Consider the following 16,553-nt stretch of genomic DNA (forward strand, 5'->3'; position numbering starts at 1 on the left):
GGCTAGCTCCTTTTCAGAACTCTTTCGACCGCTCGCAAGCGGGCCGATGCAGCACGTGGATTTTCTGCGATTTCTGCTTCTGTCGGCTTCTCGGTGCCCTTGGTGAGTACCTTGAATTCGGCCTTGTGCTCGTCCAATTCAACTGGAAAACCCGGAGGTGCCGAAGAGGTAGAACCCTTGACGAAGTGACGTTTGGTGATTTTGTCTTCAAGTGAGTGGTAACTCATGACGACCACCCGGCCGCCAATATTTAGTGAAGACATCGACGCAGGTATGGCTCGTTCCAGAACGTCAAGCTCTTCATTCACCGCAATACGCAATGCCTGGAAAGTGCGCTTTGCGGGGTGCCCTGACGTTCGTGCTGCTGCAGCAGGAACTACCGAGCGAATCACATCGACAAGCTGGGCTGTCGTCGTGATTCGTTCTTTGGCTCGTGCCTCTACGATGGCTGTAGAAATTCGACCTGCAAATTTCTCTTCACCCCATTGCCGAATAATCCGTAGCAGTCGCTCACGGTCCAGGTCATTGACCAAGTCTTCGGCAGTTGGACCAACCGAGGTGTCCATACGCATGTCTAGCGGCGCGTCGTAGGAATATGCAAAGCCTCGTTCACGCTCATCGAGTTGCAATGAGGAAACACCAAGATCAAAAAGTACGCCGTCGATTCCCGGGAAACCCAGATCTTCCACCACATCCGAGATTTCGTCGTAGACCGCATGTACTAGGTCCACTCGATCCTCGAAGGGTTCAAGTCGAGCTCCCGCAAGCTGGTGAGCCTGCTCGTCACGGTCAAGACCGATCAGATGGAGATTGTCGAAGCGTTGAAGGATCGCCTCGGAGTGTCCACCCATTCCTAGGGTGCAGTCCACAACAACGGCTCTACGTCCCTCGGCATTGGCGCGCTCGATGCCCGGTGCCAAAAGATTGACGCATCGATCCAGTAATACCGGAACATGCCGTTCCGAAGCTGGTCGCTGAGAATCTTGATTCGGCACTGCGCCCCCTTTTCGCTGTTGTTGTCTCCGCTGGAATCAGATCCCCCTCCAACCTCGCGTCAGTGAACTTTGATCTGGATCCGGGGAAGTGGAACCAGAGCAAGTCACCGTCAAGGTGGCTGGAGATCTCATCCCAGCGTTCTTGTTTCTGTGGAAAATACCGGAACCCGTCAAGGGTTCTAGTCTTCGTCCGTTTCGGAAAATACTTCTTCCTGTTCTTGCAAGTACTGCTGCCAGGCAGCGGAGTCCCAAATCTCGATCCGGTTTCCCGCACCGATGACCGTCACTTCACGGTCCAGCCCTCCGTAGCTGCGCAATACCTGCGGAATCGTGACTCGTCCTTGTTTATCTGGCAATTCATCAGAAGCGCCTGACAAGAACACACGCGCATAATCTCGTGCTTTACGCGAAGTCAGTGATGCCTGAGCTAGTTGCTCATGTTGCTTCTCAAACTCGCGCTGGCTAAAGACATAGATGCAACGTTCCTGCCCTCGGGTAAGCACTAGGCCAAATGAGAGCTCGTCACGATATTTAGCAGGCAGAATTAGTCGACCTTTTTCATCGAGTCGGGGCGTGTACGTTCCAAGGAACATGCACACCGCCTCTCCCGCAAAGTGGTCCAATTACCCAATTCCCTCTACTGCACTCCACTTTACTCCACAACCCTCCACTGTCAACGCAAACAACGCGTTTTCGCGAGGTGTTGGAATTAAAAAAGGCCTTGATTTCGCGGGTTTTTCCCAGCTTCTGTTGTGGAGGGTCTAAGGAAGAATGGACCGACAGTTAAGGAGTTCTGACGTAAAAAGGCCGAGATACCGCTGTTTATGGGCGGAATCTAAGTTTGGGGAGCACTATGGAGGGGTGCGGGGAGGAAAGTGGGGGTGGGCAAATACCCCATAAAACCCGTTACCTAGGAATCTGCCGAGAATTGTGCCGGCGCCTGTTGAAGGTCAATTAAAAGAAAAAGAGGTGCAACCCCACAAAGGGTTACACCTCGAAAACTAAAATCTATCCGTCGGACTGGTCCCGCTTACGCTGGTTCCATTTCTCTTCCAAACCGCTCATGAACGGCGAATTTCCTGATCCCGATGGCTTGGAATTGGCCGGAGCTTTGATGCCACCGACTTTTCCTTCCGCCGATTTAGCAAGGGCCAGAAGAACGCCAGCGAACATGGCTGCGAATCCGATAACACCGACAATGATCAGCTGCTGGGAAATTCCAAAGATGAGACCACCGAGTCCCACGATGACCAGGAGCGCACCAAGCGCAATGTTGCGCGTTGAAAGACGACCAGTACTTGCTGGAGCCTTCATGCTGGAAGCGAAGCGACGATCCTCGTGCAGTTGCTTCTCCAACTGCTCCAATAGACGTTGCTCATGCTCTGATAGGGGCATCGCCTTCTCCTTCCAATCACTTCCGAAGCGGTCCACCACCGCCTACAGGTATAACGCACAACCACTTGGAATCGTTCCCAATCGGTATTTGCTACCTACTTATTAGGATAGTCTCTTTTGCCGCTCCCCTGCTAGTTGATCTTCAGCACTTTCAGGCAACTCCATCATTGTGAGTGGCAGACCTATTTTTCTTTAGGTCGCAGGAACCGAGCTGGAGACAAACCGAAGCCAGGAAAACGTTGGCTTATTTCGTCAGCAACTCTTTCAGCTTCACGGGTTTTTCCTTCTATAGGGTCCAGACTCAACTGTATTCCCAGTTCAGGATCGCTTAGCCTTTCCGCTTTGACACCCACCAGCCTGACGGACTGAGATAGCGGAGTCATGCGGCGCAACAGTTCGACGGCATGTTGACTTATAGTCGCCGAGGAGTCGGTCGGTACCGTCATAGCCCTACTTCGAGTCACTCCGGTAAAGTCCTGATACTTCAGTTTTAGCCCCACCCCTGACGCGGCCTTTCCAGAGGCCCTTAGGCGCTGTCCAATCCGGTGGCCCAACCTCAGCAGTTCTTCCTCCAGCACCTCGACATCCTTCACATCACCAGCAAAAGTATGCTCAGCTGAGATACTTTTCTCCTGCCGGGTAGTTTGCACGTGACGGTTATCGATACCGTGGGCCAGCAGATGCAAAGAACGTCCATGTTCTCCAAAGCGTTGGATCATTCGGGATTGCGGCTCGGTGGCCAACTGCTCGATGGTTTCAATTCCCAGGGCGTGCAATTGTTCCCCGGTTTTCTTTCCCACTCCCCACATCGCTGACACCGGGAGCTGATGCAAAAATTCTGTAGTTCGCTCTGGAGCGACGACAATGAGGCCGTCTGGCTTCGCATGTGTCGAGGCGAGTTTTGCCACGAACTTGTTTCTCGCAATGCCCACGCTCGCAGGAAGATGCAGTTCTTCTGCCACATGCGCACGGATCTTATGTGCGATTGCTACCGGTCCACCATGCAATCGCATACTTCCAGTCACGTCTAAGAAAGCTTCGTCGATACTTACCTGTTCGACCAGCGGCGTAATGGTCTCAAAATAGTTCATAATCTGTGCCGAAACTTCGGTATACACGCTATGTCGAGGTTCAATGATCGTGGCCTGAGGCATCAAGGCTATGGCTTGGCTCATTGGCATGGCCGAACGTACCCCACGTGCGCGACAATCATAGGATGCTGAAAGCACGACGCTACGACCACCAGGGAATCCCACTATGACTGGTTCATTAAGTAGCTCTGGTCGGTCGCGAAGCTCTACGGATACGAAAAACGCATCCATATCCACGTGCAATATTGCGCGATTTTCCAGATCTGCCATATCCCTAGTCTAGTGAGCGACCCGACGGTTCTGCGGACCACGAACAATCCTGAGAAGTCCGCCGATCCAGTCTCCGTGAGCGCGGTACAAAGATGACTGTAGAGTTGACAGTATCCGTTAGTAGTTCACGCTTAGAAAATGGTTTTTCATGTCCTCGCTTGAACCTCTGTCAGCTCTGGTATCCAAAGCTGAACAGATGAGTCGTACTTATACCGATGCGGTCGCCAAGCTTCTGGAACAATTCTTGTCTTCAAAAGGTGACGAAGTTGCTCAGATTACCTCCAGCGCCACTGAAATTGTCAGCAGCATCCAAGACTTAGTACGTGGCGGTAAACGCCTGCGTCCGCTCTTTGCGTACTGGGGATACCTCGGCGCGGGAGGAAATCCAGATGACGAGAATATCGTTCGTTTAGGCGTTTCTCTGGAGCTATTTCAGGGTGCGGCCCTGATCCACGACGACATCATTGACAATTCCGACACTCGTCGCGGACAGCCAAGCGTGCACAAGAGATTTGAAGCGCAGCACTCATCACTCGGTCTAACCGGTGACGCCGCCGCTTATGGAATGGCAAGCGCCATCCTAACTGGCGACCTATGCCTGTCTCTGAGTGAAGAAGTATTTGCCGAGATTGATGGGCTCAATTCAGCGACTCGATCCATTTTTAATAGGATGCGACTGCAAGTCATGGCCGGGCAGTACCTCGACGTCCTGGAAGAGTCAGCCGGCTCTGCCTATGATCCGGCAGAAGCCGTGAAGCGCGCTCGAACTATCGTGCGCTTTAAGTCTGCAAAGTACTCGACGGAGAACCCGTTTTTATTAGGTGGGGCATTAGCTAATGCCGGTGCAGAATTGCTAGAAAACTATAGCGCGTTTGCATTGCCGCTAGGTGAAGCCTTCCAACTTCGCGACGACGTTCTTGGCGTCTTCGGTGACCCTTCAGTGACTGGGAAGCCAGCGGGAGACGATTTGCGTGAAGGTAAACGTACCGAATTGATCGCCCATGCGTTGGCAAAGTCCGCCCCAGCGGAACGAGACTTCATCCAAGACCGCCTCGGTGCCTCCGATATGAGCGACGTTGAAGTAGAGAAGATGAGCACAATTTTGAAAAGCTCGGGAGCCCTTGTGGAAACCGAAGCGAGTATTAGCGAACTGACGGAGCAGTCTCTTACCGCACTCAAACGCATCACCGTTGCGGACTTGTCGTTGGCAGGGATGCATTACCTCAGCGACATCGTCACCAAACGCAGTAAGTAAACAACCTTAATTTCATAGGCATTTGGCAGTGGCCGACCACGAACTTTTTGTTCGTAGTCGGCCACTGCTATTTCCAGCTTCGATTGCCGGGCACCGTCGATGTGTTTTCGCAAATACCCCAGCACGAACTAAGGTCCCGAACATGTGGTTATCAACAACACGTTCGAGACCAAAGTTTTATGAAATCTTTACGATTAGTTCTGCTCAATTACCAAGCTAGAGCTTGAGCCCTGCGTCGGATTTCTGTCTTGCGCCCAGTACGAAGGGCATTCATTGGAGTCCCTGGAAGCGATTCGTCTTCGGTGAATAGCCACGTGATGGCTTCTTCATCCGAGTACGCAGCATCCAGCAGGACCGACAACGTTCCCTTAAGACTTTCCACGACTGCACCATCAAGAACGAAGTCAGCGGGGATTGACCGCACGTTTCGCTCTCCGATTCGCACAGAGATAATGGCTCGTTCATCGAGTAACCGGTGTATTGCCCGGATATCGACATCAAGAATTTCGGCTAAGTCCGGAAGAGTCAGCCACTGGCCAACGGTTTTTTGAAGTTCATTCACCTCTTAAGGTTCCCACAAAAAGGTAAACCGTGCAGAAACTTCTTCCCGACTCGCCACAATGGTTTCCTTGCGCCCCACTAGTAGTGTAAATTTTCATGTATCACTTTGATAACAATTTCAACACGAACCACATTGGCCCCGTTGCCAACGAGGACGTGCGAACGAAGTTGTTACCTACTCCACTGATTTGAGGATTCACTCCATGCCCCACGAATCGAGCAATGCAGCTAAGCATGCTCTAGGCGTCGTAGCTGGCGCCGCTATACCTGCCGCGGTGATCGGCAGTCTGGCGTTAGCTCCAGCGGTACACGCGGCACCTGTTTCAGTTCCACAGAGCCCGAGCGTGCTTGCACCTAAAAGCGTCTCGCCAGCAAGTCTAAAAATTGCTGAAAGCCAAATCAAAGCTCACTTACTCGCTTCACGAGTTTCAACTCTTGGTCTGCCTGCGCAGCGCAGCACCAAGGAAATTAAAGTTGAACCGGGAGCTTCCTTGTGGAGCATCGCCAAGGAATACAACACTTCGATCTCCGAACTAAAGAAGATCAACAATCTCAAGAATGATGTGATTGTCGCCGGGAAGACGCTCAAAGTCCCTGGCAATGCGTCATCCTCGAAGAAAAAGTCTGCTCCGCAAACCCAGCAGAGTTCTTCTTACACCGTGCAGAACGGCGACACCCTAGGTGGTATCGCTGCCAAGCACGATATGAGCCTGTCTAGCCTGTTGAGCAAGAACGACATATCTGCCAGCACTTTGATCTTCCCTGGCGATAAGCTCACCGTTGCAGGGAGCTCTAAATCATCTGCGCCAAAGAAAGATTCGCAGCGCAATAGCTCGAACTCGGGTCAGGCAACATATACCGTCAAGGACGGCGATACTCTCGGAGCCATTGCAGTCAAGCACAATATGAGCCTGTCGACACTGCTTAGCAAAAACAATCTCTCAGCTTCGAAGTCGATTTTCCCCGGTGATAAGCTCACCGTTTCTGGCAAGTCAACAAGCAACAACTCAGACTCTAAGTCGAGCTCCCCTAAATCAACATCGGGCTCCTCGACCTACACCGTCAAGAGTGGCGATACCCTCGGGGGAATCGCAGTCAAGCACGATATGAGCCTGTCGACCTTGCTCAGCAAGAACAACATTAGCTCCGGTAAGCACATCTTCCCAGGCGATAAACTCGTTGTTTCAGGCGGTTCCTCGGAATCGAAAAACACCGAAAAGAAGAGCTCACCAAAGAAGTCGGGCAACGCAACTTACACTGTCAAGAGTGGTGACACCCTCGGCGGCATCGCCGGTCAGCACGATATGAAGCTGTCTGCGCTGCTGAACTTGAACCCGCAGGTAAGCTCGCAGACTGCGCTGAAGATCGGTGAAAAACTCCGAGTCTCAGGTTCTTCGGTATCGCCAAATGGAAACATTGAAAAGAAGAAGGACCGTAAGATCGGTAATTCTTTCTTGGGCCGCACCTACCCAGATGCCACCGTGAACAGTGCCAACGAGAATAAGAATTACCTCGATTCCGTCTCGGTCCCAAGCCGCGACGAGATGAAAGCAATAATTCGTTCCACTGCGAACAGCATGGGAGTAGACCCGTCGCTCGCAATGGCACACGCCATGCAGGAGTCTGGCTTCGACATGCGTGCTGTATCCCCTGCTAACGCCCTTGGCACCATGCAGGTCATTCCAAGTACCGGCGAGTGGATGTCATCTCGTCTAGGACGCGATCTGAACCTTCTGAAGCCTCAGGACAACGTCGCAGCCGGTGTTGCTACGATTCGTTTCAACTTGGATAACACCAACAGCCTGGATGAAGCAATCGCATCCTACTACCAGGGCTTAGGTGGAGTTCGAAAGTACGGGATGTTCGAAGACACCAAGCGCTACGTTGCTAGCGTCAAATCTTTGATGAAGCAGTACAGCTAGACATAAGAAAATGCGGGTAGGTTCCTTTCGGAACTTACCCGCATTTTTTGTGCTCAGCCAAATTGTTTAGACACTATGATGATCTCTGCGATGTCGATGCAATGGCATCTCAATGACGACCTTGGTCCCTTGCGGTTCCGACTGCATCCACTGGATTTCACCAGATAATTCGCTAGTGACCAATGTGCGGACGATCTGTAGGCCCAAGCCTTCACGCCGTGGACCTGCCGGCAAACCATGCCCGTCATCCTGGATCACTACTCGTAGCCAGTCTTTACCATCGTGTCCGCTGTAGCGGTTAGCTAGCAGCCCGACCTCACCATCACGGTTCGCTAACCCGTGTTCAACCGCGTTTGTCACCAGCTCGTTGATGACCAGCGACAATGGAGTGGCTAAATCGGCGTCCAGCATCCCGAATTCACCTTCACGCCGGGTTGCTACACGCTGGCCGGGCGAGGCAATTTCGACGATCAGCCTGAATTGACGATCCATAAGATCATCAAATTTTACGGTTTCGTTCAGACCCTTAGATAGGAAGTCGTGTACCGAGGCGATGGTCGAGACACGACGCATTGCTTGTTCAAGGCCTTGTTTACCCTCGTCGGAGCTCATACGACGTGACTGCATACGCAGTAGGGCTGCAACCGTCTGCAAATTATTCTTCACCCTGTGGTGAATTTCGCGAATGGTGGCGTCCTTGGTGACGAGTTCTTTCTCCCGACGCCTAAGTTCGGTGACGTCTCGGCACAATACCAAGGCACCCCACCGTTTGGATTCATCACGAAGTGGAATGGCACGCAACGAGAGCGTCACTCCGGAGAACTCTACTTCGGTACGCCACGGCATTTTCCCTTGGAGTACTAGGGGCAAAGTTTCATCGACTACACGACGGTCACTAACCAGTGCCATCGTGAGATCTGCTAACGGTTGTCCTTGGAGCACTTCGGCTGCTCCCAAACGGCGGAAGGCCGACACAGCATTGGGGCTCGCATACTCCACCACACCGTCGACATTTAGTCGGATAAACCCGTCGCCCACTCGCGGCGCACCGCGACGCGACCCAGTGGGGCTTGCAAAATCGGGCCACAGACCACGAGTGCCCATGGTCAATAGGTCATCGGCGCTCTGCCGGTACACCAGTTCAAGATTTGAGGGGGTTCGAGCTTGATTTGGATCGAAGTGTGAAGTGATCACCGCAACCGATCGATGCTGACGCACCAATGGGATCGCTTGGACCGAGGTCAGGCCGGAGATCAGTTCTGCGCTTGGTTGCTCGGCAGATTTCTGCACCTTTTGGCTCTCCCAAGCCTGATCAACCATCATTCGCAGATCCTTGCGGATCCGTTCGCCCACAAAGTCGGTATGGAATACCGTGTGGGACGTTGACGGTCTTACGTGCGCGAGAGCCACGTAAGAACCGTCCCCGGTGGGGAACCAGAGAACCAAGTCTGCGAATGCTAGATCCGAGATTAGTTGCCAGTCCCCCACCAGTAGGTGCAGCCAGTCCTCATCACCGGGCCCGAGATTTGCGCGTTGACGTTGTTGCTCGGTAATGAGGGCCATTAGCGGGTGTTACCTCCGGACGATGGAACGCAGAAGGCGAAGGGCTACAGACAGCGACGCCATGTCGTCGCGTCCGAGGCTGTTTACTTCAGCAAACATTGTCTTCGCACGATCAAGGTTAGCCGCGTTTGCCTCTTCCCAGGCCGCAACACGCTCTGCCGGGTCGGCAATCTGTGCGCCGTTATCCAACACATTGCCTGTGAGGTCCACAAGCGTCGTGTACAGATCATCACGCATTGCCGCACGAGCCAAGGCCTGCCAGCGGTCTGAACGAGGCAACTTGGTGATTCGGTTCAGCAAATCATCGGCACCAAATTCGTTGTAAAGCACGAAGTAGGTCTCAGCGATCTGCTGCGCTGAATACTCTGAGCGACCCACTAGATCGGCAATATCTAGCAACGTGTAGGACTCAAACTGCGAGGCCCACATGCTGGCCCGATGCTCATCGATTCCATTGCTGACGGCGTCTAGCTGCCATTCGGTGTATCGCTCAAGATCCGAGCCCACAAGGAAGGTCGGCAAGCTTTTACGTAGCTGGCTGACAATCGGCTCGTAGGTGTGCACGATGTCATCTACCGGCTGCTGCTGATCGACGCGGTTGATGAACCAACGGGTCGTACGATCGAGCAGACGGCGCATGTCATGGTGCTGACGTCCCCAGTATTCGACGTCCGTGCCGGCCCGCTGGACGTTGATCGCAGCGAACTGACGGTCGAAGCCGTATACATCGCGCAGTGCGGTGAACATCTTTGCGATCTGGACCTCATTGGCACCAGTCTCTTCCATGGCACGGAAGACATAGGTGACGCCACCGATATTGATCATGTCGTTGGCGACAACCGTCGCAATGATTTCACGACGCAACGGGTGCGTCTCCAACTGGTCCCCAAAACGCTCAACGAGCTGTTCTGGGAAGTAGCGGCGCAACGTTGCAACGTAGTACGGATCATCTGCCAGGTCTGATTCGGCTAACGCGTGGGCGAGCTGAATTTTAGCGTAGGCGGCGAGCACCGAAATTTCTGGTGCAGTCATTACTCCACCGGAGTTCTTGCGCTCTTCGAGTTCCTCGTTACTTGGAAGGAATTCCAATTCACGATTCAGATCCGCGTGCTCCTCCAACCACTGCATGAGTCGTTCGTAAGCTGGAGCCCAAACTTTCGCTGCATGCTTCTCGTTGAGTAGCAATACGTTCTGATCGAAGTTGGTCTGCAAGACCAGGTCGCCTACGTTGTCGGTCATGGACAAGAGGAACTCGCTTCGTTCCTCAGCGGTCAGCTGGCCGGCCTTGATCTGGCGATCAACGAAGATCTTGATATTCACTTCGCGGTCAGAGGTGTCAACACCAGCCGAGTTATCAATCGCGTCGGTGTTGAGCACAACACCATTTTGCGCGGCTTCGATACGGCCAAGTTGGGTCATGCCAAGGTTTCCGCCCTCACCAATAACCTTGACTCGGATGTCTCGTCCATCAACGCGGATCGCGTCGTTTGCACGGTCTCCAACCTGCCCGTGAGTTTCGGCGCTAGATTTCACATACGTGCCGATACCGCCGTTGTATAACAAGTCGGCCGGGGCCGACAAGATGGCCTTGAGCAATTCGTTAGGGCTCATCTTGGTCACCGAAGCGTCCAAGCCAAGAACTTCACGAACCTGTGCGTTGATGGGGACCGATTTCAGGCTGCGGGAGTAGACCCCGCCACCTTCGGAGAGCAAGTCCTTATTGTAATCAGCCCAGCTAGAGCGAGGTAGATCGTACAAGCGCTGACGCTCGACAAAAGCTGCCTCTGGCTCAGGATTTGGATCCAAGAAAATATCGCGGTGGTCAAAGGCTGCCACCAGCTTCACCGTGCGGGTTCGCAGTAGGCCATTGCCAAAAACGTCACCGGACATGTCGCCCACGCCTACGGCGGTGAATTCTTCACTCTGTGTGTCTACACCCAGCTCGAAGAAGTGACGCTTGACCGATTCCCATGCACCACGAGCGGTAATTCCCATGCCCTTGTGGTCATAGCCCACCGACCCGCCGGAGGCGAACGCGTCGCCTAACCAGTGGCCCTTATCTTGCGAGATCGAGTTTGCGATATCGGAGAAGCTTGCAGTTCCCTTATCCGCTGCGACAACAAGATATGTATCGTCACCGTCGCGACGCACTACATTCTCCGGGTACGCAACGTGTTCTCCGTTTTCATCGGTGATCAAGTTGTCCGTCAGGTCCAACAAGGTCTTGATGAAGATTCGGTAGGAAGCTTTGCCTTCTTCCATCCACGCTGCACGGTCCACGGCAGGATTAGGCAGTTGCTTAGCGTAGAAACCACCCTTGGCACCGGTTGGAACGATGACTGAGTTCTTTACCATCTGTGCCTTGACCAGACCCAGTACTTCGGTGCGGAAGTCTTCTCGACGATCCGACCAGCGCAGGCCGCCACGAGCCACCGCGCCGAATCGGAAATGAACGCCTTCTACACGTGGCGAGTAGACCCACATTTCGTGTTTTGGACGTGGGAATGGTGCGAAGTCAATTTCTTCTGGAGCCAACTTGAAAGCGAGCGCCACACCATCAGCGAAGTAGTTGGTGCGCTTGGTTGCTTCGATGACCTTTACGAACCGACGAAGAAGAGTGTCGGCGTCCAGAGTCGGTACGTTCTCCAGTGCCTCGGTGATCTGCGCATGTGCTTGGTCGCGTGCCGAAGTCGAAGCCTCAGCGGACAAGGAAGGATCAAAGGTTGCCTGGAACAGTGCAACGATTCCGTGAGTTACCGCGGAATTGTTCACCAGAGTCGAAGCAATGAACCCCGTGGAGTTCGAGACGCCCAGCTGCAACAGGTAGTGAGCGTAGGCGCGAAGCATCGCCACTTCTTGCCAGGTGAGGCCTTCTCGCAGTACTAGTGCGTTTAGCTTGTCCGATTCAGCTGCCGAACGAACCACTGCCGAATATGCGTCGGCAACTTTGCCTTCGATGGCAGAGAAATCAACGTCGGGATCAACCTGCAAGCCCATGTCATAGATATAGCGTTCCCCCAGACCGTCTGGGCTCAACTCGAATGGTCGTTCGTCGACGACATCCAGTCCCAGATCTTGAAGCACAGGCAGGATACGCGAGAGCAGCAATGGACGATCAACAAAGATCTTCATGCGCTTGGTGACCGGAGAGCTCTCATCAAAAGGTGCGTCGTAGAACGAAACTACCGGACCCTGATGCTCCGGGGCATTCAACTCGGTGAGCAAATCGATGTCGGCCAGTGCGTCTTCAATTTCGAATTGCACCTTGTATGCCTCGGGGAAAGCACCGGCCCAAGCATTTGCCAACTGGTTAGCATCTCCCGAAGAGAGGCTAAGGCGTGCGGTGTCCGTGATCGCATCGCTCCACGAACGAACAGCCTTAGCGATACGGTCTTCCAGCGCCTTACGGTCCACGACCGGGGCAAGCCCGTGGTGTTGCAGGCGCAGGCGGTAGAAGAGACGAACCAGCGCACCAGCACCAAGTTGTGCCTCGTATTCGGTGGATACCGGGTTGAAGCTTGAGGCAAGTTCCTTTTCAATACGCTGACGCACATCGGTAGAGAATCTGTCACGAGGCAGGTACACCATTGCGGTCACAAAACGCCCGTAAGAGTCGGTGCGCAAGAAGACCGAGGTACGCCGACGTTCCTGCAGTCGCAGAATACCCAAAGCGATTTCGGTGAGTTCTTCAATTGAAATCTGGAATAGTTCATCGCGCGGGTACGCTTCCAGAATCGTGACAATGTCCTTGCCCGAGTGCGAATCGCCAGCAAAGCCAGTGTTTTTTAGTACTGCTTCAACCTTTTCACGAACCACCGGTACGGTCTTCACGCTTGAGGTATAAACCTTCGAAGCGAAGAGGCCGATGAAACGACGTTCGCCGTTGACCTCGCCGTTAGCATCAAAGCTCTTCACACCCACATAATCGAGGTAGACCCCGCGGTGCACTGTGGAGCGTGAGTTGGCTTTGGTAATGATCAGAGCGCTCTTATCGCGGGCCATGGCACGTCCGCGCTTAGTCAAATGCTGTGGACCCTGATTCTCCAGTTCACGCATCAAACCTAGACCGCTGCCTTCTCGGGCAACCAGAACATCTTCACCGTGCTCGGTGCTGAGATCGTAATGACGGTATCCCAAGAAGGTGAAGCGGCCATCAGACATCCAGTTCAGCAGCTCAACGGCCTGATCTAGTTGCGCGATGTCCCCTGCATTTGCGGTCTGTGGCAATGTTGCAGCGATGTCTTTTGCACGATCAAGCATGGCTGGCCAGTCTTGGACAGCGATACGCACATCCGACAAAACCTTATTTAGGTTTTCGACGATGGTCACGGCTTCTTCGTCGCTCAGGTCCCGAGCGACCTCCACCGAGATCCACGATTCAACCTTAGTGTGGGTATCAAGGGAGGTCAGTGTGCTGAGATCTGACAGTGCGGCAGTATCTCCACTGGCAACATGCTGTAATCCAGAGTGTGACAGCTTCTTGATGAACCCACTCTCGCGGTCACGCGAGACCACGAATGTTGGGTGAACTACAAGCTGGATGGGCGCCGCTAGACGAACCAATTCCGCGGTGACGGAGTCAACCAAAAAGGGCATGTCATCGGTGACGATATGTACCACCGAAACGCCGTTGTTGCGGGTGATAGATACGTTAGCCGTGTCAACGTCACGACCATATCCAATTTCCAAGTGTGCAGCCACTCGCGCTTCAAGTTCGTCGGGCGTGTACGCCGCAACGTCCTCTTGCGCGGTTTGCCCATAGTACTCGCCCACCAACTGCGTGGTGAGTGTCGCATCCATAAATGATTCTGACATGTTGGATTCCGACGAGTTCAAGTGAACGCCTCCAAGAACGAAATTCTTATCAATCCGCGTCTTTGCGGATCTCCGATGTAATCCACACTACCGTGTTTTCGTTTGGTCAAGTTCATGCCTTTAGCCAAATCGACGACTCAACCGTTTCTTCCTCTTATCCAAAGATTTAATCCCCACCAAACCCTTGATTTCAGTACGCAATGTACTTTTGGGGGCAATTTCAGCCAAAGGTGATCCAGCAAGCAACGCGGCGTTACAGCTCACGGTGTCCTGTGGGAGATAGCCAGCAATAGTATGGCGCGGTCCAAACCGGTCCCATGCTTCCAAAAGACGGCGTTTGGGGCTGTGACCAGTATTGGCAGTGCCAAGCTTGTTGAAAAGAATTTGAAGTTCAACGCCCGGTATTTGTTCTTCAAACTCATCGATGGCTCGAAGTGCACGAGGAATTCCCACACTATCGGCTGCAACAACCATGAAGACCTCATCAGAACTACGCAGCATTTCTACAGTTACCGCATTCCGCTGCGGTGCTTGCGTGTCAAAGCTGAGTTGCTCGTCTAATTCGATGGGTGATGCCACATCCAGCACCACCAGATCATGATGTTCACGAAGCACTTCGGTGGCACGGCGTAAAGCTGACGCACGTACTTCTGGCCACCTGCTTGCTCGAGGTAAACCGGTAGCCACTTTGATGACTACCGCTGCAACCTCGACGCTAAGACATGTTGCAGCCAAACGGGCTGGTTCTTTGGATCCCGAATCAATAACTCGGCACAATTGGGCGATTGACGCAGACTCATCTAATAATCCCAGTTGTATCGAAATCGAGGCAGCGAAAGTGTCCGCGTCTAGGATCACCACCGATTGCCCTGCAAGGGCTGCTTCCACCGCATAGTTCAAAGCAACGGTGCTTCGCCCTGGCGAACCTGGCGCTCCCCAAAAACACACAATTTTTCCGGTCGCGTCATCGGTTTCCGTACCGTTTGGCGCTAAGTTCCCGGTATCTGATCTCGCCGGATGGGTCAGTTCACGAAGCGTTCGCAGTACAAGTGGTTCTAATTCAATCATCGAGATGTTTGGTTCAACTTCCAGAAGACCGGTAATTATGTTCTCGGTCCGCGGCTTGTCGTCAAGGAGCACCAAGACAGTTTGGAGAGCGGCTATCGCATCAATCTGTTCAACAGGGGGCAAAAGCTCTCGGCCCGAAACCAACAGCACGTCTACCGCGCCAACAGCACATACTGCAATTGCTTCAGCAACATCTTCACACACGCGTGTCACCATAAGCTCGCCTCGGTAGCCTTCGATTTGGCGCACCACATGCTCATCATTTCCTAAGACAACGACGGTGATACTCATTGCTGGGTTCCGGCAGGATTGTAGATAACAATAATTCTTGATTCGTTAGCTAGCGCTTGGAGCAAAGGTTCAAGGTGGGTCGGTTCGACGAGCAGTTCCAGATTGGTACCGGTTTGGTTCACCAGTCCGCCAGCTCTGGCCACTCTGGCAGAGACCTCAACCATGCTCGCTAGTTGTTCTGGCACTCCATAGGTTGATCCTGCTTTTTCACGCTGCGCGATCCACACGTCCACAAAACTCCCCGGAGTGATAGCGGGTGTTAGATCTGCTGGAAGTTCAATATTTATTGGACGGCGTGAGCCTAAATCATTGTGCGTGATCGAGGAGTTCGGTATGAACTCTCCTGCTCCGATAAACGTATTGGCGCGTGCCTCACTGATCAATTCCGGGTTCGCTGCTAGATATTGTGTGTCTGACTCACCAAGTTGGACGTTTTCAATCCTGAGGTTTTGAAGCGTTAGCTCCTCCCCTAGTGTGATGTTGGCACCTGCGACATAGACCTCTGTCGTATGGTTCAGCTCGCGGACCAAATATACGGTGCCAACCACCGAAGCGACCACCAGTACTGCACCCAGAGCGAGTCGAGGATCCTTCCAGGTAGGGCGTTTGACCCGGGCCGCTGTTGTTGAACGAGATGCGCTACTACTCTGTTCACCAATCATTGTTTATCCTTTGACCGCGCTAGTTGCTTATTTCGCGAGCCTACGACAACTTGCGCACGCTGTGAACCCTTTGCCGTGAGGGTGTGGATTAAGTCGACCCTGCGACTTGGAGCCATCCTATGGTTTCCAAAGGTAAAAGTTGATAGCCAGTGATATTGCGATCACGTGCATATTCATCGCGCGGATGAATAGCGATGATGAGGAAGTCTGCGCCTACCTGCCACAATGTTCCTTCGGCAACCAGCTGGCCGCTGACATCGTAAATAACGACTCGTTGCCGATCGCGTAATACGCCACGAACTACGGCCGCAAATTTTATCGGGGATAAACGGCCACCCTGATTCAATTTCATCGATGGCACTCCGAGCGACCGTAATGCTAGCCAGCGAACCAACCATCGCGTCCCGTCGTTTTCCAAACAGAAGTACTCGGTGGCAACCGGTCCGAGCCGGGCATTGAGTTCTACTCCCCCGGTCAGCTTGACGTCCACGGTTGAGCTCTGCATCTCCAACAGACGGTTACGCATGTTTTCGGTAGCGCGCTCAACTCGGATACCTTCAGCTATTTCATCGCGTAATTGCGCTGCATGTTGTGCTTCCGCTTGCGCCTCAAGGTCTTCAAAGAAAGATTCCCACCGCATGCGCCAACTGTACGAGAGAAGAGTT

The 16,553-nt window shown here is 53.3% G+C and carries 12 protein-coding genes; 2 read left to right on the top strand and 10 right to left on the bottom strand.

Annotated features, from left to right (window positions below):
• Positions 1-2: 2 nt before the first annotated feature.
• The 4 genes from rsmH to dinB form a co-directional block, all read right to left on the bottom strand.
• Positions 3-995 (bottom strand): 16S rRNA (cytosine(1402)-N(4))-methyltransferase RsmH, encoded by a 993-nt coding sequence (gene rsmH, locus CIK74_RS15645; protein ID WP_096257137.1) that lies wholly within the window; start codon positions 993-995, stop codon positions 3-5.
• A 179-nt stretch (positions 996-1,174) separates the two neighbouring features.
• A complete protein-coding gene (mraZ, locus tag CIK74_RS15650; RefSeq protein ID WP_096257138.1) occupies positions 1,175-1,588 on the bottom strand; it encodes a division/cell wall cluster transcriptional repressor MraZ in 414 nt (137 codons plus the stop codon).
• 415 nt (positions 1,589-2,003) lie between these two features.
• On the bottom strand, positions 2,004-2,390 hold the full coding sequence (locus tag CIK74_RS15655; protein ID WP_096257139.1) for a DUF3040 domain-containing protein: 387 nt from the start codon (positions 2,388-2,390) through the stop codon (positions 2,004-2,006).
• 182 nt (positions 2,391-2,572) lie between these two features.
• The gene (dinB, locus tag CIK74_RS15660) at positions 2,573-3,751 is read right to left on the bottom strand and encodes a DNA polymerase IV (RefSeq protein ID WP_170947912.1); all 1,179 of its coding nucleotides are present in this window, start codon (positions 3,749-3,751) and stop codon (positions 2,573-2,575) included.
• A gap of 196 nt (positions 3,752-3,947) precedes the next feature.
• On the opposite strand from dinB, the gene CIK74_RS15665 reads away from it, so the two are divergent.
• Positions 3,948-5,006 carry a polyprenyl synthetase family protein gene (locus tag CIK74_RS15665; RefSeq protein WP_096257165.1) on the top strand — a complete coding sequence of 353 codons (1,059 nt, stop codon included), beginning with the start codon at positions 3,948-3,950 and terminating at the stop codon, positions 5,004-5,006.
• A gap of 208 nt (positions 5,007-5,214) precedes the next feature.
• Here CIK74_RS15665 and CIK74_RS15670 read toward each other — a convergent pair whose 3' ends face one another.
• On the bottom strand, positions 5,215-5,568 hold the full coding sequence (locus CIK74_RS15670) for an Rv2175c family DNA-binding protein (RefSeq protein WP_096257140.1): 354 nt from the start codon (positions 5,566-5,568) through the stop codon (positions 5,215-5,217).
• Between the two features lie 202 nt (positions 5,569-5,770).
• Between CIK74_RS15670 and CIK74_RS15675 the strand changes: the two genes are divergently transcribed.
• Positions 5,771-7,489 carry a LysM peptidoglycan-binding domain-containing protein gene (locus CIK74_RS15675; RefSeq protein ID WP_096257141.1) on the top strand — a complete coding sequence of 573 codons (1,719 nt, stop codon included), beginning with the start codon at positions 5,771-5,773 and terminating at the stop codon, positions 7,487-7,489.
• Between the two features lie 66 nt (positions 7,490-7,555).
• On the opposite strand, the gene CIK74_RS15680 is transcribed toward CIK74_RS15675, so the two are convergent.
• The 5 genes from CIK74_RS15680 to CIK74_RS15700 form a co-directional block, all read right to left on the bottom strand.
• On the bottom strand, positions 7,556-9,052 hold the full coding sequence (locus tag CIK74_RS15680) for a PAS domain-containing sensor histidine kinase (protein ID WP_096257142.1): 1,497 nt from the start codon (positions 9,050-9,052) through the stop codon (positions 7,556-7,558).
• Between the two features lie 9 nt (positions 9,053-9,061).
• Entirely contained in the window at positions 9,062-13,867 is a 4,806-nt protein-coding gene (locus CIK74_RS15685) for an NAD-glutamate dehydrogenase (protein ID WP_240520565.1), read from the bottom strand.
• A gap of 120 nt (positions 13,868-13,987) precedes the next feature.
• Positions 13,988-15,226 carry a chromosome partitioning protein gene (locus CIK74_RS15690; protein WP_096257143.1) on the bottom strand — a complete coding sequence of 413 codons (1,239 nt, stop codon included), beginning with the start codon at positions 15,224-15,226 and terminating at the stop codon, positions 13,988-13,990.
• A complete protein-coding gene (locus CIK74_RS15695; protein ID WP_096257144.1) occupies positions 15,223-15,888 on the bottom strand; it encodes a hypothetical protein in 666 nt (221 codons plus the stop codon). The genes CIK74_RS15690 and CIK74_RS15695 overlap by 4 nt, the downstream gene beginning before the upstream one ends.
• An 88-nt stretch (positions 15,889-15,976) precedes the next feature.
• Positions 15,977-16,528: a hypothetical protein gene (locus CIK74_RS15700; protein WP_096257145.1), complete on the bottom strand. Its 552-nt coding sequence runs from the start codon at positions 16,526-16,528 to the stop codon at positions 15,977-15,979.
• Between the last annotated feature and the right edge of the window lie 25 nt (positions 16,529-16,553).

The sequence above is a fragment of the Glutamicibacter sp. BW77 genome, assembly GCF_002332285.1.
Taxonomy (GTDB): Bacteria; Actinomycetota; Actinomycetes; order Actinomycetales; family Micrococcaceae; genus Glutamicibacter; species Glutamicibacter bergerei.

Bases quoted from the DNA above. Each gene is read 5' to 3' on its own strand.
- CIK74_RS15690 (WP_096257143.1), bottom strand. From the start codon at position 15,226: ATGAGTATCACCGTCGTTGTCTTAGGAAATGATGAGCATGTGGTGCGC.
- mraZ (WP_096257138.1), bottom strand. From the start codon at position 1,588: ATGTTCCTTGGAACGTACACGCCCCGACTCGATGAAAAAGGTCGACTA.
- CIK74_RS15685 (WP_240520565.1), bottom strand. From the start codon at position 13,867: ATGTCAGAATCATTTATGGATGCGACACTCACCACGCAGTTGGTGGGC.
- CIK74_RS15675 (WP_096257141.1), top strand. From the start codon at position 5,771: ATGCCCCACGAATCGAGCAATGCAGCTAAGCATGCTCTAGGCGTCGTA.
- CIK74_RS15655 (WP_096257139.1), bottom strand. From the start codon at position 2,390: ATGCCCCTATCAGAGCATGAGCAACGTCTATTGGAGCAGTTGGAGAAG.
- dinB (WP_170947912.1), bottom strand. From the start codon at position 3,751: ATGGCAGATCTGGAAAATCGCGCAATATTGCACGTGGATATGGATGCG.
- CIK74_RS15665 (WP_096257165.1), top strand. From the start codon at position 3,948: ATGAGTCGTACTTATACCGATGCGGTCGCCAAGCTTCTGGAACAATTC.
- CIK74_RS15680 (WP_096257142.1), bottom strand. From the start codon at position 9,052: ATGGCCCTCATTACCGAGCAACAACGTCAACGCGCAAATCTCGGGCCC.
- CIK74_RS15695 (WP_096257144.1), bottom strand. From the start codon at position 15,888: ATGATTGGTGAACAGAGTAGTAGCGCATCTCGTTCAACAACAGCGGCC.
- CIK74_RS15700 (WP_096257145.1), bottom strand. From the start codon at position 16,528: ATGCGGTGGGAATCTTTCTTTGAAGACCTTGAGGCGCAAGCGGAAGCA.